This window comes from Moorena producens 3L, assembly GCF_000211815.1.
GTDB classification, from domain to species: Bacteria; Cyanobacteriota; Cyanobacteriia; order Cyanobacteriales; family Coleofasciculaceae; genus Moorena; species Moorena producens.
In genome coordinates this window covers 94,573-115,519 of sequence record NZ_GL890930.1, presented here as the reverse complement: position 1 = coordinate 115,519, position 20,947 = coordinate 94,573, and the positions used below count along the sequence as shown (strand labels likewise).

Annotated in this window: 17 protein-coding genes; 3 read left to right on the top strand and 14 right to left on the bottom strand. The window is 43.2% G+C overall.

From position 1 onward, the window contains the following. Positions 1 to 673 precede the first annotated feature (673 nt). The 3 genes from LYNGBM3L_RS17145 to LYNGBM3L_RS17135 all read right to left on the bottom strand — a co-directional run bounded on the left by LYNGBM3L_RS17145 (position 674) and on the right by LYNGBM3L_RS17135 (position 3,621). The gene (locus LYNGBM3L_RS17145; protein WP_008185796.1) at positions 674 to 1,003 is read right to left on the bottom strand and encodes a hypothetical protein; all 330 of its coding nucleotides are present in this window, start codon (positions 1,001 to 1,003) and stop codon (positions 674 to 676) included. Between the two features lie 1,007 nt (positions 1,004 to 2,010). Continuing rightward, entirely contained in the window at positions 2,011 to 2,901 is an 891-nt protein-coding gene (locus LYNGBM3L_RS17140; protein WP_044493600.1) for a WecB/TagA/CpsF family glycosyltransferase, read from the bottom strand. Between the two features lie 339 nt (positions 2,902 to 3,240). Next, entirely contained in the window at positions 3,241 to 3,621 is a 381-nt protein-coding gene (locus LYNGBM3L_RS17135; RefSeq protein WP_131827148.1) for an EamA family transporter, read from the bottom strand. Positions 3,622 to 3,756: 135 nt separating this feature from the next. Here LYNGBM3L_RS17135 and LYNGBM3L_RS17130 point away from each other — a divergent pair, with 135 nt between their 5' ends. Both LYNGBM3L_RS17130 and obgE read left to right on the top strand, forming a co-directional pair. Next, entirely contained in the window at positions 3,757 to 4,458 is a 702-nt protein-coding gene (locus LYNGBM3L_RS17130) for a Mo-dependent nitrogenase C-terminal domain-containing protein (protein WP_008185791.1), read from the top strand. Between the two features lie 146 nt (positions 4,459 to 4,604). Continuing rightward, positions 4,605 to 5,654, top strand: a complete 1,050-nt coding sequence (gene obgE / locus LYNGBM3L_RS17125; RefSeq protein WP_008185790.1) for a GTPase ObgE — start codon at positions 4,605 to 4,607, stop codon at positions 5,652 to 5,654. 32 nt (positions 5,655 to 5,686) lie between these two features. Here the strand turns inward: obgE and LYNGBM3L_RS17120 are convergent, their stop codons facing one another. From LYNGBM3L_RS17120 to LYNGBM3L_RS17110, 3 genes are all read right to left on the bottom strand, one after another. Next, the gene (locus LYNGBM3L_RS17120; protein ID WP_008185787.1) at positions 5,687 to 7,159 is read right to left on the bottom strand and encodes a hydrolase; all 1,473 of its coding nucleotides are present in this window, start codon (positions 7,157 to 7,159) and stop codon (positions 5,687 to 5,689) included. Between the two features lie 232 nt (positions 7,160 to 7,391). Continuing rightward, positions 7,392 to 8,186 (bottom strand): RNA methyltransferase, encoded by a 795-nt coding sequence (locus LYNGBM3L_RS17115; protein WP_044493650.1) that lies wholly within the window; start codon positions 8,184 to 8,186, stop codon positions 7,392 to 7,394. 284 nt (positions 8,187 to 8,470) lie between these two features. Continuing rightward, on the bottom strand, positions 8,471 to 9,637 hold the full coding sequence (locus LYNGBM3L_RS17110; protein ID WP_008185782.1) for a DUF6745 domain-containing protein: 1,167 nt from the start codon (positions 9,635 to 9,637) through the stop codon (positions 8,471 to 8,473). 558 nt (positions 9,638 to 10,195) lie between these two features. Here LYNGBM3L_RS17110 and LYNGBM3L_RS17105 point away from each other — a divergent pair. After that, a complete protein-coding gene (locus LYNGBM3L_RS17105) occupies positions 10,196 to 11,842 on the top strand; it encodes an ABC transporter substrate-binding protein (RefSeq protein WP_008185781.1) in 1,647 nt (548 codons plus the stop codon). On the opposite strand, the gene LYNGBM3L_RS17100 is transcribed toward LYNGBM3L_RS17105, so the two are convergent. The 8 genes from LYNGBM3L_RS17100 to LYNGBM3L_RS17065 all read right to left on the bottom strand — a co-directional run bounded on the left by LYNGBM3L_RS17100 (position 11,839) and on the right by LYNGBM3L_RS17065 (position 20,152). Then, positions 11,839 to 12,057, bottom strand: coding sequence for a hypothetical protein (locus tag LYNGBM3L_RS17100; RefSeq protein WP_008185779.1), 219 nt, complete (start codon positions 12,055 to 12,057; stop codon positions 11,839 to 11,841). The two genes, LYNGBM3L_RS17105 and LYNGBM3L_RS17100, sit on opposite strands and share 4 nt — an antisense overlap. Before the next feature lie 164 nt (positions 12,058 to 12,221). Then, a complete protein-coding gene (gene mltA, locus LYNGBM3L_RS17095; protein WP_008185777.1) occupies positions 12,222 to 13,397 on the bottom strand; it encodes a murein transglycosylase A in 1,176 nt (391 codons plus the stop codon). A 54-nt stretch (positions 13,398 to 13,451) separates the two neighbouring features. Then, the gene (locus tag LYNGBM3L_RS17090) at positions 13,452 to 13,703 is read right to left on the bottom strand and encodes a hypothetical protein (protein ID WP_008185775.1); all 252 of its coding nucleotides are present in this window, start codon (positions 13,701 to 13,703) and stop codon (positions 13,452 to 13,454) included. Positions 13,704 to 13,861: 158 nt separating this feature from the next. Then, complete coding sequence (locus tag LYNGBM3L_RS17085; protein WP_008185773.1) at positions 13,862 to 14,632, bottom strand: hypothetical protein; 771 nt, start codon at positions 14,630 to 14,632, stop codon at positions 13,862 to 13,864. Positions 14,633 to 14,692: 60 nt separating this feature from the next. Beyond that, positions 14,693 to 15,070, bottom strand: coding sequence for a Mo-dependent nitrogenase C-terminal domain-containing protein (locus tag LYNGBM3L_RS17080; protein ID WP_008185771.1), 378 nt, complete (start codon positions 15,068 to 15,070; stop codon positions 14,693 to 14,695). 905 nt (positions 15,071 to 15,975) lie between these two features. Then, the gene (locus LYNGBM3L_RS17075) at positions 15,976 to 17,736 is read right to left on the bottom strand and encodes a ribonuclease J (protein ID WP_008185769.1); all 1,761 of its coding nucleotides are present in this window, start codon (positions 17,734 to 17,736) and stop codon (positions 15,976 to 15,978) included. Positions 17,737 to 18,086: 350 nt separating this feature from the next. Next, positions 18,087 to 18,971, bottom strand: a complete 885-nt coding sequence (gene dapA, locus LYNGBM3L_RS17070) for a 4-hydroxy-tetrahydrodipicolinate synthase (RefSeq protein ID WP_044493598.1) — start codon at positions 18,969 to 18,971, stop codon at positions 18,087 to 18,089. A 143-nt stretch (positions 18,972 to 19,114) separates the two neighbouring features. Then, entirely contained in the window at positions 19,115 to 20,152 is a 1,038-nt protein-coding gene (locus LYNGBM3L_RS17065) for an aspartate-semialdehyde dehydrogenase (RefSeq protein ID WP_044493596.1), read from the bottom strand. Between the last annotated feature and the right edge of the window lie 795 nt (positions 20,153 to 20,947).

Below are 20,947 nucleotides of genomic sequence, written 5' to 3'. Positions count from 1 at the left end.
GTAATTAGGGAACCAAAACCAACTCAAATTTGTAAGTAATCAAAGGAATAAATATTAGCTAACAACCTCTTTATATAGCCCCTACGCCAATAATATTATTTGAATTAACTGAATAATTTATAAAATCTCAATACTAGTAGGGGGATATCAGTCAATTCATGAAACAAAAAAAAAGGAACCCAAAATTATTAAACCCGAAGTTATAGCAAAATTACTCCTCGCAGCTAGTTTGATTGAGTGCATCTCACTTTTGCAATTAGCCAAAAATTATAATAAAATCTCCAGACTCCCCGCGCCCCCGCCCCTGCTTGTTTACAAATATGAGATGCACCCGTTTGATTATCCTGAGGGTCACAATATAGCAGTCGCCAGGGCAGTTAGGACATGACAAAAGTCTCAAACCTAAGTAAGCGCAAGAGTTTGACTTCTGACTTCTGACTTCTGACTTTTGACTTCTGCTATAATACTGATTGATAAGGGTTGCTAGGTAAAATGAACTATCGATATATTTTTTGGTTATAAGCTGATGAAATTTTTACTTTTGAAACCAATAATTATTAATAGCTCTCTCTCTTTGATTTTCATAAAAATAACTTAATAAGCCATTTGCTTTGGCATTCAAAACATCGGAATGATAATTATCACCAATGTGAAGGATATCATTTGGGGTACATCATAGCTGTTCAAGAACATATGGATAAATATCTCCCATAAATTTAGTTTTCCCTATAGCAGAAGACAAAAATAGATTGTCACTCTGATCATAGCCTGCGGCATGAAGAATTTTATTAATCACCGATAGGAGATACATATCTGAGATGAAAATAATCTGTTTTTGATTTTCTCGGCAATAGTTATAGACCGAAAAAATAAATTCATTACGTCGGCAAACATCCCTTTCGGTTTCTATTTCAATTTTTTTGAGTATTTGTGCCGTTTGGTCATTAACTCCAAAATATTCTACCAAACACTCAAATATGGTATCCAAGGTAACTTCTGACACTTGTTCTCGTCTCCAGAGTTTTTCCCTAGATTTTTTTTATGCTTTTTGCCTAAGCTTAGGATAATTTGGTAATAACTCGGAATGACAATACTCATACTGCCTTTGAACCAGTGTAAAGACATCACTTGGCTCTAAAACATTGCGTATAATTGCGGTATCAAAGATATCAAATGATACGTATTTTGATTTACTGATGATCTTGGCTAGTGTGTGATCCATCTGACCTATCTTGAAGCTAAGCTGCTAAAAAACTAATCCAGTTTTGGGTTTGCCTTGCCATATCTATGTTTTCGTTTTCCTGACTACCCTGATTTTCCTATTCAAGGGAAAAGTAAGGATAGAGAAGTAGTTAAGGAGACTAGCATTGAAAAGAGTAATCAGAAAACGGGCAATAAAAGCATTGCCCTGGCTAAGTGAGAAATCTCAGACTATCTAATGACAGAATTCCCATTAGTGGAGAAAAAGTAACACTATTACTCTCAAGCAGAAAAATTATCGATCATGAAAGCAGTGTCTTTGTGGAAACTCCAAAACTTTCTCCCGATCTTGGAAGGTTGGTGAATTACCTCTGTGGTGCCTATACAATTGGGATACAACCATACACTACATAAGACCCCCAGCTTAGCCGCAGGCTTAGTGGGGGGATGGTGCCAGGGTATTCACAGCATTTTGCCTATGTCAATAGTGATCAGTGAACCGACACTCTAAAATACGGAAATATACCTGCAATATACGAAGTGCTTTGTAAATGTCAACCGTAGCTAATGGGCAATTGATACTAAGTTGGGATCAAAGATAGTATCTTCCTCAAAAGGTGATGGAGTGATGGGGTGATGGGAAGAAAGTGCTAAGTATGAATGCAACTTAGTATCACTTGGTATGAATCACGATCATGGTGTTATTGCACCATGACTGAGACAAAATTAATAAAATTAATTTTCTCAGTTATTCTGAGTTGACTGGCTAGAACTGACTAACAGCTACACATCAGGTACATCCTGATTTTGCTAGTTCATTCCCTGAGGTAATGGTGAAAGAAGGCTTACAGGCTCGTCTAAACTGTGTTTTTGTCCATTTAGCATGTACCCCATCTTCTCTACTCTCAAAGGTTGTGCATAAAATTTAGCTAGAGCAAGTTGAAAGAAAAAGGCTGGATTACCGAGTAAGTAGCGAGCTGCGAGACGTTTGGGTTCACGGGATAGACGATAAAGCCACTCTCCACCAAGATTGGAAATAAATTCTGGACAGTCAGGAACCAAACCTGCTAATCGGTCGATCACTGCACCACAAGGCATGAACACATTGACATTAATACGACTACGATGCTGCCAAATCCATTTTTCTTGAATTGGCATACCCATGCCTACTAATAAAATATTAGGTTTTGCCTGGTTAATTTTATTAATTATCTCTTCATTTTGGCTGGGGTCTTCTTTATCAAAATATCCGTGATGACCATCGACAATAATATTGGGGTATTGTTGTCTAAGGTTATTAAGGGCTGTTTCTAGATGCTTAGGCTTTGACCCCAGCAGAAACATTGACAAACTATTTTGGTTAAAATTATCCAGTAATTTGGGCATTAATAGTGTGTAAGATGCGCGGTATTTTAGGGATAAATTGTACCCCATAAACTGAAGGGCTTTTAATATACCCATACCGTCACAATGGGCGATTTCTGCACTTTGGATAAATTCATAGAACCATGGGAGCTGCATTGAAAAATTAAAACTATGTACGTTATAGTGAGCTACGGTTATTTTTCTGTCTTCAACGCAAGCGGCATGAATGGCGTCTACAATCCTAGGGACGGTTACACAAGATATTCTACGCTCTAGCAAATGTACATTAATAGCAGGTAAATAATCTAATTCATTCCGTTGATTTTTTATTGCCATTGCCGTAATAGTTAGACTAGTGATTATTTACAGTATTGCCACCTGTTGTTCGCGATCGCGTTTTCACGATGTCAAACTTATGAATAAGTTATGTGTGTGTATCACAAGTAGGACTTACGCAGCTGATCGAGAAATTAAGGTTTTAGCCAATAGGGAACTTCGGCTCTGGAAAGAACCGGGAATAGGGAATTACAGCAGTTTTACAGATCTGATTTTACAGATCTGAGTGGGTAAGTCCTGAGTAGGTAAAAGGCTTGTATGGTTGGATGGTATCCCCCCATTACCCCCCTAAAAAAGCCGGGTAAACAAGAGGCTTACATCCATAGTCTTGACAAATGACTAATGACTAACTGATTTTTTCCAAATTACCAACATTACACCGCAGATAATCAAACCCAACCCCACGGCACGGCTAACGGGGATGGTTTCCTTAAAGAAAAAATAGCCCATCAGTACGGAGAAGACGTAAGTCAAGGATACTGAAGGACCAGCAACGCTGAGATTTACCCGCGTCAGCAACAAAATGTATGCCAGTGCCCCTAAACCATAACAACTTAGCCCTGCTATAATTTCTGGGGTCTTGGGTATACTGAAAATCTGATCTAGCCAATTGCTAGCGTTAACTTTTTCCAGCTTTTCGGCTCCAGTTTTGAGCAAGAACTGTCCAGTAGCACTGGTTAGGACTGACATTAAGAAAAGACTAAATTCTGCTAGATTCACGAATATCTCAGAATTACAAGTGGTCGATGCTTCTTAATCCGATTGCTAGTTTGATGCTATAGGCTTCAACCTTCAGGAGCTTAAGTTATTGTGATTGCTCCTAAAATAGTGTTAGGAGATTGATTTTAAGTATTTATGGCTACTTCCAGCACTGCTACCTACACCGAAGAACAGATTTCAGCTTGGCTGCGGGGTTTATTTGCCGTTGCCTGGGCTGATGGTCACTTTGACCCTGAAGAACAAGAGGTTATGGCTCAAATCACCCAGGAGACATTGGCTCCTGGTACTGATTTGCAGTCTTTTGATCAACCGATTACTCCTGAAGAACTGGCAGCAGCTTTAGGTAAGGATAACACAACGGCAGAGAATTTTCTACGAACTGCTGTAATGGTAGCCTTGGCAGATGGGGTGTACTCTGCGACTGAAGCTGATGTTCTAGACCAGTTCTGTGAAGCACTAGGTCATAAGGTTGAGGCTCTTGAATCACTGCAGGTAACTCTTTATGACGATAAGGCAACTGAGCAAAGGGATTCTGCTGATGCGTTAGCTCAAGAACCAGGAAGTTCTGACCATCCCCATTCGGATATTCTACAGCCAGTACGGGATTGGTTAGATGGTATGGATGTTAATGACCCACGTGTTGCTCGATTTATGTGCAAACTGATTCCTGCTCAGTGTCCGTTTGAACGGGACGTGAAGCTATTTAATCACAAAATCGTCCACATCCCACCGATGTGTAAGCTTAATCCTCTCTATGATCAGTTAGTCGGCTTGCGCTTCCGGGCTTTATCTTATTTAGCCGATGATTGTGGTGAAGATGTTTCATCTTATTTATAAGTGGTGATTGGTAATTGGTGATTGGTGATTAGTCATTAGTCATTGGTGACTAGTCATTAGTCATTGGTCATTCGTAGTTAGATTGATTAAGGAGAATGGGGTCAACTGACTGGTGTCAAGAAAACACTAAGGACTAAGAACTAATTATGCAATTTATCGACCAAGCAGAAATTGAAGTTGTCGCTGGTAACGGGGGCGATGGAATTGTGGCGTTTCGGCGGGAAAAGTATGTTCCTGCTGGAGGACCGGCGGGGGGTAATGGTGGTCGGGGGGGTAGCGTGATTTTGAATGCTATAGAGCACCTGCAAACGTTGCTAGATTTTAAATACGCCCATTGCTTTCGAGCTGAGAATGGGGGTCGGGGAGGCCCTAATAATCGGACGGGAAAAAATGGTAGCGATCGCATTATTGAAGTTCCCTGTGGCACGGTTGTTTACAATGCTGACACGGGAGAAATGCTGGGGGATTTGGTGCAACCTCGGCAAATGCTTTGTGTTGCCAAGGGTGGTAAAGGAGGTTTGGGAAATCGGCATTTCCTGAGTAATCACAATCGCGCACCAGAGCATGCGTTACCTGGACTACCAGGAGAGCAATTGAGGTTACGCTTAGAGTTGAAGTTACTGGCGGAGGTGGGCATTATTGGTCTACCTAATGCTGGTAAGTCTACTCTGATTTCAGCACTCTCAGCGGCACGACCCAAGATAGCCAATTACCCCTTTACCACTTTGATTCCGAATTTAGGTGTGGTTCGTAAACCAACTGGGGATGGTACTGTATTTGCTGACATTCCTGGGTTGATTGCTGGAGCTCATCAAGGTATTGGTCTCGGTCACGACTTCCTACGTCATATCGAACGCACTCGCTTGTTACTGCATTTGATTGATATTACTGCTGCTGACCCGATTGCTGATTATCAAACCATTCAACAGGAGTTACAAGCCTATGGCAGAGAATTGCCAGAGCGTCCCCAAATTCTTGCCCTTAATAAAGTAGATGCGGTTGATCAAGACATGATCGAAGAGGTTTCTACTTACCTAAATCAGCTTACTCAGGTACCAGTTTTTTCGATTTCAGCTGTTGCTAAAATCGGCTTGGATGCTTTGTTATCGAAAATCTGGCAATCTCTAGATCAGTTGTCAGTGGCAGATTGCTCAAAGACAACAGTCAACCTTCCACAGTCAACTGTCAAGGTTTAACCGGTAATTAAGAAATGACTAATTATTAATGGCTAATTATTAAAGTAGTCATAGACTTGTCGAGAAATGGTGCGAATCAGTTTTTCGGCACTGGCATCATTAAAGGGGCGTTTGACCATTACAGAGATAATGTAACGCTTGCCGTTGGGCATTTTTACCAAACCTACATCGGCCAGTAGTCGGCCAAGGGTGCCAGTTTTGTGGGCAATGGTGGCACCATTACCTAGTCCTTGGGGTAATAAGGTGTTGGTCTTAGTTTGGATCATGATATCAATCAGGTCAGTACGAGATTGGGGAGAAATCCACTTACCTTGCTCAAGGTTAAAAATCAAACTAGCTAGTTCTCTTGGGCTAGTGGTGTTTGTTCCTGGCAAATCTGGTAGGGGGTTGCGCAGTACAGTTTTTTTCAAACCCCAAGAGCGGAATCGTTGATTGAGAACTTCGATGCCACCAAGACGTTCAATCAGCATATTCGTAGCCGTGTTATCACTAATGGTGATCATTTTGGTGGCTACTTCCAGAGCTTTGTACTGTTTGCCTGGTTTTTGATATTGCATGTTTCCAGAACCACCAGCAATCATCTCTGGTTTCATGGTTATATATTCATCTAATAAAACTTTGCCTGCATCTACATCCTGAAAGAAAGCAATTAGAATTGGTAACTTAATGGTGCTAGCAGCAGGAAAAATTAGACGGCTATTTGATTCTAGGAAAGCACCGGTATCAAGATCATGGATGAAGATTCCCGGTTGCAATTGGGGGTGTTGCTTTACTAGAGTTTGAATTTGTTTTTGTAAGGGAGATTTGTTCAGCAGCAGGGGTGTCAATTGAGAACTAATTGTCTGACTCAAACTCTGCTGGACTTCAATGGGAGCATTGTCTGTGGTTTTGGTAGATGGTTGGCTAGCAGTACCCAAGCTGGATAATACGGTACCTGCGATCGCTCCGAGACCAATTCCTACAATCAGCAAACGGATAATCAAAATCCAAAGCCGGGTAGAGGAGTTTTCGGAACGGCGTTCTCGGCGAGTTCTCCGAATTTGTACAGATTGATGATTTAGGGGATTGGGGAGGGGTAGGCTAGCCTTTAGTCGGCTTGGTTTGGAGGATTTAGAGGATAAATCAGCAACTAATTGTGGCTGAGGACGTTGCCGAATTGGATTACGAGCATTGGTTATGGTGGGCAAGGATGAGGACGCTGGTGTGGCAAAGGGATTGACTCTTCTACGAAGGTTTGGTAAATGGGGTGTTCGGTATGCTACCCTCAGTTGGGATTGACTGGAGCGAATTGTAGAAGGTTTTGGTGAACGGGATAGACGAGCACGGGTACGGGGGGTAGGTGGCGGGGTTGACCGAGATTTATGTGATTTTGCGGATGAGCTTTGGCGGCGCGCTTTCTGTTTTGGTTGGGATTTGGAGGGTTTAATGTCCTTAGTTTGTGGCTGTTTGCTAACGTGGCGACGCGGGCGGCGGCGGGAGGAGGTTGGTTTCTGTTGTTTTTCCACTGCTGAATCTTAGGCTGAGGTTTACCAGATACATAAAACCCGAAACAATCTGCTAGTTCTCGGAATTTTCTGAGTATGGTCTAATCATAAGGGAGAGAACTTTAATGAATGTAGCGCTATCAAGGTTCCCTTTCAGTTTTTCTTGAGTCTTCCGATTACAGAGTTTTGATCTAGTATCAACAGTTGAAGCGCCCATCTATCACACCTCCAATAGAACCTATGCAAGCCTATTTTAGGACTGGTTTGGTTTTGATGGATCATCTACCCCAGACTTTGGCAAAAATTGTAGCGCCCATTCTACCTGGCGGACCATTCCTCTGAGCATGTTGATCTCTTCTGTGGTGGGGGTTGCTCGGTTTAATAGACGTCGCAGCTTTTCCATCCGTGCTGCTTTGGTATGGGGGTAAAGATAACCAATTTTCAATAGTAGGGCTTCTAGATGGTTAGAGTAGCGTTCTATCAGGTCCAAAGGAGCAGAATCTTGGTAGGGGGGAGCGGGGGATAAGGGTTGACTTGGGACGGGTGATGGCTGGTGTGTACTTTGATAAAGTTGATATTGATAAAGTTCATAACAGCACACTGTTACGGCTTGGGCTAGGTTTAAGACTGGATAGGTGGAACTAGTGGGAATCCGGACAAACCGCTGAGCATGATTGAGTTCATCATTGCTCAATCCCCTAGATTCAGGCCCAAAAATCAGGGCAGAGGTTACGCCAGCTGACAATAACCAGGGTAAGGCGGTTCTGGGATGTTCGAGAGTAGTGGGGATGGCGCGGCTACGAGCGGTGGTTGCGATCGCTCTTTGACACCCGACTAAGCCATCTGGTATGGTTGCTACGACTTGGGCTTTTTCTAAGATATCTACCCCGTGCACTGCCATCTGCTGTGCGTCTTGGCTGAGATGGTCACACTGAGGATTCACTAGCACGAGCTGCGATAACCCCATATTTTTCATCACTCGTGCTACAGAACCCACATTCAATGGACCAGCGGGTTCTACTAAAACAATCCTGACTCCCATATACATTTTCAAGGTTGAAGGTTGTTCTTGCCCAGGCGTCCCTTGTTGGGTAGGTTGAAGGTCACCCTTCAACCACAAAACAGTTGCACCATTTGTGCAAGTTCAAGACTTACGCCAAACTGGGCAACAAACGCGCTGATGTTGTAGGCTGCGTTATTAAGGCACCCTACAGCTAGAGTCCCTTAGAGTCGTTCCGTAAGTCCTGCTCCCTCTTATCCCTGGTGATGGGAATGGTGCTATGTTTGAAGGCAACTTTGGTATTAACCACTTGATATTAACCTGAGTTGGACTCAAGTCTGGACTAAAAATTCCTCTGGATCAGTATTCCAATTTACCCAGCGAATTGCCTCACGGGCTGATTCTACATGAGGCGGCACTCGCATAATGTGAACAAAGTTGGTGCTAGGACAAGTCATCTTGAGTAGAAAAATTGGCTCGATATCGATATCGTTATTAATTTTTAATAGGGTGTATTCTTCCCAGGAATCTAATCGCTGTGCTTCTAGGTCTTGGCAAATTCGGGCGTAACCAATCCCCTCAATCAGGACTCGCCTAAGTTCAGCGTTGGGTTCTTCTAAAAGCCACCCAGCTTGCCACTGCTTGGGGTTGACTTTACCGTATTTTTCTGGTAATTTCACGCCATGATAAGAGTATAAGCTGAATCCATCGGCAAACTCCATGGCTGGCTGTCCTTCTCTATGAAGGCGGTGTTGAGTGTCAAAGGAGAGCTTGGTTGGGCGATCGCAAACGAAGCAGATGTTTTCAAATGGGAACATCCAACTACAGTGTTTGGCTAGGGATTGGAATATTTGCCATGTGGTTTGATGGTGAGGGCAATTTAAGACGGAAATATAAAAGTCAAACCGACTACTGTAAATACTCCAGTATAAGGGTGACATGAATAGTCTCAATTCAGTCCCAAGTTGTTCAAGTACTTGCAAGCCCAGTCGAATTCGCTGTTGGCTAACTTTTGAGGTATCTAGTTCATATAACAATTGGTTTTGCAATTGCCTGTGTAGTTGGGTTCCCATGGACGTGTCCAAGGGTTGCCACAGTTTCTCTTCAAGTTGACGGCTAATCCGTTTAATGTTAAGCTTTTGCCCGAGTTGGTAGAGTAGCTCTTGTTGGAGTTCTTTGCCGAGTTGGGTGTTGAGATGTTGCCGTAGTTGACTGATTAATTGACTCTCTAGTCGTGGCTGGAGTTTACTCTCTAGTTGGCTGTCAATGTGTTGCTGGAGTTGGTTCAGGATAATTTTAAAAAAACCGTAAGGGCTATCACAAAAAACAATATCTGGTACTGGTTTGCCAATGGCTGTATAGGCAGCGTTTATGGCTAGTGTTGCTTCGTGACGATCAATAACTCCAGTTAAAAAAGATAAGTTGTGCCATTTTTCTTGATAAAATGAAATTAAAGTCTCTTGCTCTGGGGTAAGATGTTTTATGTTGGGTTGCCACATATCGCTATATCTGTGTTTTATATTCCCATTTAATCCCGATTTGACAATAGTGCTGAGTGCTGAGTGCTGAGTGCTGAGTGCTGAGTGTAGTAAGTGGGGAAGTGTTTTCATCCAACGGTAGTTAGCTAGGAGTTATGGGATCTAATTAGTTATTCAGGTTAAGCTGGGTGTTTTTATACTAAAGTAGGTTTTTTTGTAACAATTATTCACAAATTAGGTAAGCTCTCAGGTATTAGGTAAGCTCTTAGGTAATGCGCTACGCGCACGCTACGCGAACAGCTATCAGCTTGTGTTTGACTGCTTAGGATTGAGGATTAAATAATATGGCTATTCGGTACATTTTCTGCTAAAATAATAAGTTAAATTAAATAAACCTACTACGTTATATAGCTTTGATATTTTGATAGTTTATTTTTTAGGCTAAATTAGCATACTAATTACGGAAGAACCCCCCTCTAGATCAATCATCGCTGTATTCTACAACGCTAGATTTTTTGAAATTGGTTATAAGATAGCTACGATAAGAAATTACTCGTCGCTAATCACAATTACCAAAGCATGAACTGGTTTACCCTATCCCGCAAACACTGGTCAACTACCAAATTCCTAGCTTTATTCCTCTGTAGCTGTTTCCTAATTATTAGTTGTGGTGGTTCTCCGAGCAATCAACAGACAGGTTCCTCCATCACCAGTAACAGTAATAGACTCACCATCGGTACTACCCTAAAACCGAGAACCCTCGATCCAGCCGATGCCTACGAACTAGCAGCTAGTAACATCCATTACAGCTTAGGCGATCGCCTTTATACCTACAAGCTGGGTACCTCAGAATTAGTGCCACAACTGGCAACTGCTATGCCTACCATCAGCAAGGATGGCTTAACTTATACCATTCCCCTACGCCAAGGTGTAGTCTTTCATGATAACACCCCATTTAACGCTGAAGCCATGGCATTTTCCTTGCGTCGGTTTATCGAAAATGGTGGCAAGCCCTCTTCTCTACTGGAAGGTTTGGTAGATTCGATTGAACCCTCTGGAGAGTACGAACTGACGATTAAAATCAAAAATCCCTTCGCTGCCTTTCCAGCACTGTTAGCTTTTTCTGGAACCTGTGCTGTTTCCCCCAATGCCTATGAAATTGGTAGTGGTAAATTTGAACCGACCAAATTTGTAGGCACTGGTCCTTATAAGCTAGTCAAGTTTAGTCCTAATGGGATTCGCCTAGATGTGTTTGAAGAATATTGGGGTAAAAAACCCCCCAATCAGGGATTAAACGTTCAAATCCTCACCAATTCGGCTAATTTATTCAATTCCATCAAGACCGGTGCTGTAGACATTGGTTATCAAAGTTTAGATCCCGATCAAATCCTCAGTTTGCAAAAAGGAGCAGCTTCTGGTGGTTGGCAAGTCATAGAATCTCCCAGCAATAATATTAACTACATGGTGCTCAATACTCAGATGGCACCCTTGGATAAACCAGAAGTCAGACAAGCGATCGCTGCGATTGTTAATCGTAAACTGATCAACGACCGGGTGCTAAGAAACCAAGCTGCACCAGCCTTTAGTATCATTCCCACTAGCTTTGATGTCTCCAAGCCCACCTTTAAAGACGCCTACGGTGACGGTAATATTGCCAAAGCCAAAGAACTGCTAGCCAAAGCGGGATTTACTAAAGACAATCCGTTGACATTAGAAATTTGGTATTCCTCAGGTTCAGCAACCCGGCAACAACTTGCGAGTCTTCTGAAAGAATATGCTGCCCAGGAACTTGGGGGAATTGTGGAAATCCAGCCCCAAACTGTGGAGTCAGCGAATTTCTTTGGCAATCTAGGTAAGGGAGTTTATCAGAGTGCTTTAGTCGATTGGTATCCTGACTTTTCTGACCCCGATAACTTTATTCAGCCCTTAGTCAGTTGTACTAAAGGTTCGGAAGGGAAAGGGTGTGAAGCCGGAGCCAGTCGTTCTCAAGGATCCTTTTACTATAGCGATCGCATCAATAAACTGATTCAGCAACAGCGTCAGGAATCAGATCCAGCCGCTCGAAAGCAGATTTTTGCTGAGATCCAAGAACTGTTAGCAAAGGATGTACCCTTAATACCCTTATGGCAACCAAAGGAATATGCTTTTGCCCAGTCAGGGTTAAAGAATGTCCAGTTAGACCCAATTCAACAATTGCCACTGTGGGAGATTGATAAGGGAAATTAGGTTAACGGGCTGCCCCCGTGCTTTAAGCCGGGGGAAAGTTCAACCCCCCAAAGTTCTACTTCTGTTGGATTGACAAAATCTTCATTAACTGGTAAGTTTTGGTTAAAACCAATATTAATAGGAATAAAGCCAAGTACAAAAGAACTGAAAAACATCACAGCAACCACATCAAGCTGACTGAAATAATTTTGGTTTGACCCTTGAAAACGACTCATATTGACCTACCTCGTTTTTTTAGCCTTTCTTCTCAGTTTCAACGGGTAATGTAGGTGATCAGGTGTGTTTTCGAATATAGTTTTATTTATAATTTTATGTATAGTTTTATGTATAGTTTTATAATTAAAGTTTATAGGTAAAGCTTGACGCCTATTTTGAGGTCTTAATTTTTCAGCAACAAATAGTATAACTCTCCCGTATCATTAATCAGCCCTGCCCGATTACCTGCTAATTTACCAGTACCCATAAATATATCCACTCGACCCGGCCCTTTAATCGCACTACCAGTATCCTGATCCAACACATAGCGACTGACTAGCCTAGATTCCAACTGACCTACAGCATTGGGATAAGGGATACTAGTCTGGATAAGGGCCAAGGCTCCTGGAGGCATGATAGATTTATCGGTAGCAATCGAGCGCTCAGCCATTACTGGCAAACCAAGACTACCGGTAGCAGGTGCCCCCCTGGTTTCCCGAAAGAACACAAAACTTTTATTGCGGGGTAAATATTGACTCAGTTCCGTCGGTGAAGTGCGGAAATAATCGATCACCGCAGGCAGGGTTAGCCCTTCTAGCTCCATCTTGCCATCGTTAACCAGTTGTCCCCCGATACTAGTGTAGGGATGACTCGTCTTACCGGCATAGCCCACGCTCATCAAGGTGCCATCCGGCATTCTAACTCGCGCTGAACCCTGAACGTGAACCAAAAACGCCTCTAAGCGATCGCGTAACCAAACTAGTTCTTTCCCTCGTAGTGGGCTATTTTTCCCTAAACCATCCCATCCTTCCAATGCCGCACGGGTTGGGTGAGGTTTTTGCCAACGTTGGAAATCAGAAGGTAGTCGGTAAAGGGGATAGCGATACTCAGCACTAGGTGTGCGACTCCCAGCATACACTGGCTCAAAATAACCCGTGAACCCAACAGTTCCCTGATTGTCCTTCCCCAAACTCTTGTAAAAGACAAACTCTTGTTGGATGGCTGCTTGCAGCGCTTTAGGAGTAGGGGACTTGATCAGGAGTTGGCGGAAACGGACTAGAGAACGGCGGACGCGATCGCGAGTTACTCCTGGTACGGAATAGTTTTGGTAAGCCTTAGCCGCACTAGGGGTTTTCAGATAACGCAAGCTATTGTCTATCGCCCTCAACATGGCTCGCCAGTCCCCTGACTTACCACCAGGACGCTTCCAAAGCTGTTCATCTAAACCCAATGGATCCTGATTGAACTGAACAGTCTCTAGTTGAACCGCTTGCAGCGGAACACTAGCAACTGCAGCACCACTAATCGGTAGGATGGCTATTCCTATGGTCAGGGAAATCCTAGTTAGAGTTTTTCTCATACTTGCCAAGAATTCAATCACCAGCTATTGCCGAGTCAAAGCAGTCAAGCTGCATTAAAAACGTTCGACGCTACCAGAGAAAATAGGTTCCACCCGGATAGCAGCGATCCGAGCAGGACGTACTACCATGTACTCCCCTTGAACATTTTTAATGGGTACGCTAATGAAGTCTTCAGAGTTAGATTTTGGGATAAGTTCGCCACTATACCACTTTTGAAACTCTTTAATTGTGGCAAACCGTACTTCTTCCCGGTGACCACTTGACAAAAGAATGTGAACAGCGTACTCGTCTGGGGTTCTTGGCATCGAAAATTCTCCTTAATCCATCCCAACTATTATCAGCGACCTTGAAGGGGAAGGCAAAAAGTCATTGCTCCAAGTTCAAAGGGATTCCCAATACACCAAATCCCCTTACACCTCCTTTGTCCTTTATCCACCAGTCTTGCTTGAGATTTACAGATTACTTAGATTGATAAATTAAACCGTTTCAGCAAATTTTCCATCACCGTTGGCAACATTTGGCGCAGTTCCTGTGGACTTTGGTAGATCAGCTGCTGGTAGCTAGGCAGATCAAAAGGAAACTGTCCTGGTAAATCTGGTCGCTCCATTTTCACCAGCAAAATCTGTTCCGTCGGCTTAGCCGTTAAAGCATAGCCGATTTCCACACAAACATAGGGACTAGGGATAAGTAAGGGTTTGTTTTCCGTTGCTAGACCAGCCACCGGGGTGCCATCAGCAATGAATACCAGACTTTTGCGGATTTTACGCATCTGGGTACTCCCCAGGCGCATTGGTTGACCAATTGGGCGTCGGGATTCTTCTAGGGTTAGGGGTAAACGCGATCGCTGATTAAAGGTGTCTAGGGTATCTGACAGGGTGCTACGCAAAGCCTCACTAGAGGCACTGTATTCAGTCTGGTAACTCACAAAGATTATTGGCGACAGTTGTGCCATTACCTCTCGCTTCGTGAAGTAAATCTCGTGAGAAATCAAGTCAATATTGGAAATGGCATAGCCCCCACTACCTTCTATGTAGAACTCCACCGTTTCCCCTGCTAGGTAGCGCTTAAACCATTCAGAGTTTTTCACATCCTGGCTATCATCCAAAAAATCTGCTCTTAAGCCTGACTTAAGCAAACTATTTTTGCTCAAACGCAGGTCATGGTGGCGTTTCTCCAATTCTTTGATGGGTTCGTATTTCTGGAGATACCAGGCTTTTAGGGCAATAATGGCCATGATGTTTTCTAATAGGCACGGTTTCCCGACGCCCGCAGCTAAAATTCTCGTTTCGGAATTTTAGCAGTAACAGGTGATATCTTCACCACATTCATCCGCCAGATAAGACAGTGCTCGGAAGCGCAGGGCTACCACTTCATCATAGACAGGATTGAGTTTACACAATGGTGGAATCCGAAGTAGAGTGCGATTGAACAGTTTAATCTGCCGTTCAAAAGGACACTGGGCTGGAATTAGTCGGCAGAGACGGTGGGCTAATTTGGGGTTATCAACCTCAATTTGGTTCAGCCACTGCCGTAATGACTCCAGCAGATCAAAAGTCTTCCTGGTCTTGCCGGGTAAGGCAGGAATTGTAACCTTGGAGGAATCTGTTCCTGGGTTAATCCAAACCCGGCTTGTAATGATTAGCTTACTTATTGTATAATCAGATACACTCATGTCTTTTACCTGTGATACTACTAGTAGGCGGTAATCCAGTCGCCTGTAATATAACTACACAAGATATCTTTCTCATACCGGATTGACAGAGGATCATTTTTATGCATATCTTGCCAGAGCAAGATAACACCCCCCCCTCTGCCTGAGGAGAGCCGATATTGGTGGTTATTACAGGCATACCGCCTTTTTTTTGTCCTTACCCTATCACTATTGGAATAGGGTCTCTTCGCCGCTGGAAATCAGCAGCTGATCTTAAAATCGAATTAAATATATATAGTCAATCGACACAAACATGGCTAGGTCAGGAAAAATCCTGGAAAAATCCTATAGATAGCAGTTAGTGTAAACCAGGTAAGCTAATACCCATTTACGCTACTCAATTGCAGCCATTGGTGCGCGATAGTTCCGAGGGACATAAACTGAGCTTTTGGTTTAGTAATCCAGCCTCAGCTCCTTCGCTACAGGGGCATCAGAGTTGATAACTGGCAAGCGCAGCTTTTCCAGTAGCGCGCTTAAAGCATAGTTGACTGTTAAGGGTTAAGGATCAACTGCCAACAAGCTGTGATCAATTCCAATAGATCAGTTTAGTGTGTACCAGCTTATCTGTGAAACTAGCTTATCTGTGTAATTAACTGCATCTACTGATATGCTGCCAAGATCCGTAATGACCAAGCTTGGTCAGTCTTACGGAACTTTGGCAATTTGGCAATAGGGATTGAGTAATCACACTGATTAGAATAACTCATCACACTGATTAGAATAACTCATCAGTGAATCTAATGTCATAAAAAAAAAGACTGACTTCAACATTGAGTTGTTTCCTGAGTGTTGAAGTCAGTCTTTTTGGGAATTAAGAACGAAAATAAGGCAAAAAGGACGCCAAGGGCGAACCTTCACCCTTCTGCTTATGATGCCACCTTGGCAGTAGAGCGCCGACGTCGTGTACCTGTGACCTTAACTGGTGGTTCCTCTGGGGTTTGCAGCAAGAACACCAACAGCGGACGACTTCTGAGTTCCCGGCGAGCTAAACGCTGGAGGTCAGCTTGAATTTGCTTTTGCAAGCCTTCCCAATCAATTTCCGTCGGTTTCCCTGTCAAGGATTTATCAAAATCTGACCAGCGATCGCTTAATGTCCGTTCAATTCTTTTGATCACCAACTGTTGCAGGAGGGATGTTTCTAACGGTGAGACCACACCCCGCAGATGAATTTCTGGCTTGGCAAGGAGTTTGCCATCCCAACTGATTGCTGCAGCTACAGTCACTACTCCATCTCCAGCCAACTGCTGACGTTCTTTCATAACATTGTCATGAACAATACCAGTGCGGTCTACCAGTTCAATACCTGAGGGGACATTACCTGTAATACTAATGCTGTCCTCAGATAACTCCACTACATCCCCATTGTCGGTAATCACAGTATTTTCCACAGGGATACCCATACTATGAGCCATCAAGGCATGTTTAACTAGCATCCGATGTTCACCATGCACCGGCATAAAGAATTTTGGTCGTGTTAGAGCCAACATCAGTTTATGGTCTTCCTGAGCACCGTGACCAGAAACATGAATGCCATGCTTACGACCATACACTACATTGGCTCCCAGCTTCATTAACCGATCAATGGTATTCACCACCGCAATCGTATTACCAGGAATGGGGTTGGCAGAGAAGACAACTGTGTCCCCTGCTTGGATTTGAATTTCCCGGTGTTCCCCTTTAGAAATCCGAGTCATTGCGGCTAGCGGTTCCCCTTGAGAACCCGTTGTCAGAATCAGGATTTTTTCTGGCGCTATATTTTTAATTGCTTTTAACGGCTCAAACAAGTTATCTGGGCATTTAATGTAACCCAGGCTACGAGCGTGGGCAATCACATTCAGCATGGAACGACCCACAATTGCCACCTTCCGGTTTTGTTTTTGGGCGATATCCAGGACTATACTTATCCGGTGAACTGAGGAGGCAAAGGTAGTCACTAGGACTCGTCCTGGTGCTTGGGCAATGGCCCGTTCTAGATTCGGATAAACCGAACGTTCAGATGGAGTATGTCCGGGAACTTCGGCGTTAGTCGAGTCACTCATCAAGCACAAGACCCCTTTTTCCCCATGTTCCGCTAGTGTTTGGAAATCGAAGAATTCTCCATCGACAGGGGTATGGTCAACTTTGAAATCACCTGTATGGATAATCACACCCACTGGCGTATGAATGGCAATGGTAAAGCTATCAGCAATTGAGTGAGTGTTGCGAATAAATTCTACAAGGAATGAAGAACCGATATGTACCGTTTCACGGGGCATTACAGGTTTCAATTCCGTGTGATCAGCTACACCAGCTTCTTCTAGCTTGCCTTGAAGTAATGCCATGGCTAAGCGGGGTCCATAAATCACGGGAATATCAAACTGCTTTAAATGATAGGGAATGCCACCAATATGGTCTTCATGACCGTGAGTGACAATCATGCCCTTGATTTTGTGACGATTTTCCCGTAAATAGGTCATATCGGGGAGGACGATATTAATTCCATGCATCTCATCATTAGGAAAGCCAATCCCAGCATCTAAGAGCAGGATTTCGTCATTGAATTCAAAAACACAAGTGTTCTTGCCAATTTCATGGAGTCCGCCTAGGGGAATAATTTTTAAAGCTGGTTTAGATGTTTGCTTAGTCATTTTAATCCTCGGGGGGTTTTTGATAGTAAAAATTTGATAAAAGTGATACCAATTACCTTTTTAATATAGATATAAATTACACATATAAAGCAATGATGTATAGCTTTTTATGCTAAAATCATTATTAGCAAATAAACGTGAAAATAATAGGAAATAAAATAATATAAAATAAAAAAATAGTAAAAAATTAGGGATAAAGGAAGCCAAAATTCAATCAACCCTTTATAGCTAACTAATCTCCCTCGCAATCCCTAACATAGTCTTCGCTAAGCAGTCATTCATCTTTCCTCCCTTACAAAGCGAAGATAGATCTGATCAAAGGTAATTGTTACCAAAAAATGAGTACTGATTTAAATTAAATCCAGCTCAATTAGAACCTCCTTTAAACGGGATTTTAATTCAGAGGGTAGTTCGCACAGGGGTGAGCGAAAACTACCCACCTGCCAACCTTGAAGTTCTAGTGCTGTTTTGATCGGGATAGGATTGGTAGTACAAAAGAGTACTTTAAATAAGGGAAAAAGCTTGAGGTGAATTTGAGTAGCCTCGGTAGTTTTACCCTCCTCAAAAGCTTGAATCATCTGTTGGATTTGGGAGCCAACCAGATGACTGGCTACACTAACTACACCTGCTCCTCCTAGTGCCAGGGTGGCTAGGGTAAAGGAGTCATCGCCAGAATAGATGGCAAAATCTGGTGGGGTTAAACGCCTAATTTGACTAGTCTGTTCAAAGTCGCTACTAGCCTCTTTGAGAGCTACGATATTAGGAATTTGGGCTAAACGAGCAATCGTCTCCGGTTGGAGATTTTGTCCTGTGCGACCCGGTACATTGTAGAGCATCAGGGGAAAGTCAGGACTCGATTTTGCGATCGCTTGGAAATGTTGGTATAGTCCTGACTGTGGCGGTTTATTGTAATACGGTACAACTTGTAATGATCCATCTAACCCTAGTTTAGCAGCTTTTTCAGTAGCAGCGATCGCTTCTTCTGTAGAATTTGAACCCGTTCCAACAATTACCTTGGCTTTACCTGCAACTGCTTTTTGGACTACTTGGAATAGCTGGTACTCTTCATCCCAGGTAAGGGTAGGAGATTCCCCAGTCGTACCACATACGACCAAAGTATCTGTCCCATTGTCAACCAAATGAGCTGCTAAGTGCTCTGCCACAGCATAATTGACGCTGCTATCTTCCCTAAACGGCGTAATCATCGCCGTTAGCACACGTCCAAAATTGACCACCCTTTTCTAACTCCTCATTAATTATTGGTCATTGGTCATTGGTCATTATTCATTAGTCATTATTCATTAGTCATTGGTGTAGCTTCTGTGCCAGAATACTTTTTGCGAGCGACAAAGGACTTTTGACAAAACCCGACAAAGGACTAAGAACTAGGGACTAAGGACTTTAGCCAATTTTTGGCTACCAATAACTCAGCAATTTGCACTGCATTCAAGGCAGCACCCTTACGAATCTGGTCTCCACTCAACCAAATTTCTAGACCACAAGGGTGAGAAAGGTCTTGTCGAATCCTACCCACTAGTACTTCGTCATTACCGGACGCATCAATAGGCATAGGGAAGTAGTTCGCCTGCCAATCTTCTACTAGTTTTACTCCAGGGGCAGTGGCTAATATTTCTCTTGCCTGAGCCACTGGCATGGGTTGGTCGAATTCTAAGTTAACTGCTTCTGAGTGAGCACGCAGTACGGGAACCCGTACACAGGTAGCACTAATTTTTAACTGTGGAGCATTAAATATTTTGCGGGTTTCATTGACCATCTTCATTTCTTCCTGACAGTACCCCTGCTCATTTAAAGGGGAGTTGTGGGGGAACAAGTTAAATGCCAGGGGATAAGGAAAGCTTTCTGTTGGTGGCGTTCCTCCTTCCAAAATTGCCTGAGTCTGTAATTTTAATTCTTCCATTGCTTTCATTCCAGCACCACTAGCGGATTGATAAGTAGCTACCACTATGCGTTTTACTGGCTGTACCTGATGTAATGGCCATACTGCCATACCCATTAAAATCGTAGTGCAATTGGGATTCGCAATAATTCCTTGATGATTTGCTGCTGCCTCTGGATTGATTTCCGGAATCACTAGAGGCACTTGTGGATCCATCCGAAAGGCACTGGAGTTATCAATGACCACTGCACCACTTTTTACAGCAATAGCCGCCCAAGCTTTCGACGTTGCCCCCCCAGCTGATGCTAAGACCAAATCTACCTTATCAAAAGAGTGCTCTCCCACCGCTTCCACTGGTAACTTTTCTCCCTGAAAGGGGATGACACGACCAGCAGAGCGGGGTGAGGCTAACAGCTTAAGGTCAGCCAGTGGGAAGTTTCGGCTTTGCAAGAGTAACCGTAGTTCTTCACCTACGGCACCCGTTGCGCCTAAGATGGCAACGCGAACTTGACTAGACAAATGACTTTCCTCCACTCATTCAATTCAACATAGTAAATATTTTGATAATTTCATCAGTGCATTCTTTAAGAGTATCTAAATTTTTTTTCCCTTACTAGGTATTTAACCTCTGATAACGGTTCGCTATAGCAGGGTAAGCGAAATAAAAATTGATCCAAAATGTGATATGGCCCAAGGGTTATGACCATAATAAGCCTTGATTCTCAGTACTATTGCACTTTTGTCTCAATATTGTTGATAATAATGCCTCCTTATTGATTCTTGGCCTTACCCTGTTCCCTATCTTCCCTTGGCGTCTTAATAAAATGCCTGGAATTACCACATAAATAATAAACTTATCAATTAGCGCGAGTGTAATCGCTCACACTGCCCTATTTAGCCCGGGCCAGAGTCATCGACTGGCGTGTTAGGTACACTTAAAAAGCTCTGATCGACTAAGAGCTGGCTTAAAGGCTGTAGTAACCACCTATAGATAGTTCTGTCTACTGCCGTAAAGGAACTGGTAGATGTGCTTCACGCTTTACTGGTTGTTAGGATCAGCATACCATAATTGCTTTGGATTCTCCCGTCTAGTTCAATCCGAAGTAGAGGTTGTCCATCTGTATCGATACTCGATAACGGTTAATGTTCACCTCTACTCCTTTGGAGATCGGCGTTTTGACTCAAACCCCTTGAGAAATTCGTGGCTAGCGACTTTGTTGCCAAACCCCCTGATGGCGCGTCGGCTAGGGCAACTAGTGCATGTGGATAAATACCTTGGCTGAAACAATGTAAATCTTTTTGGTGAATTTTGTT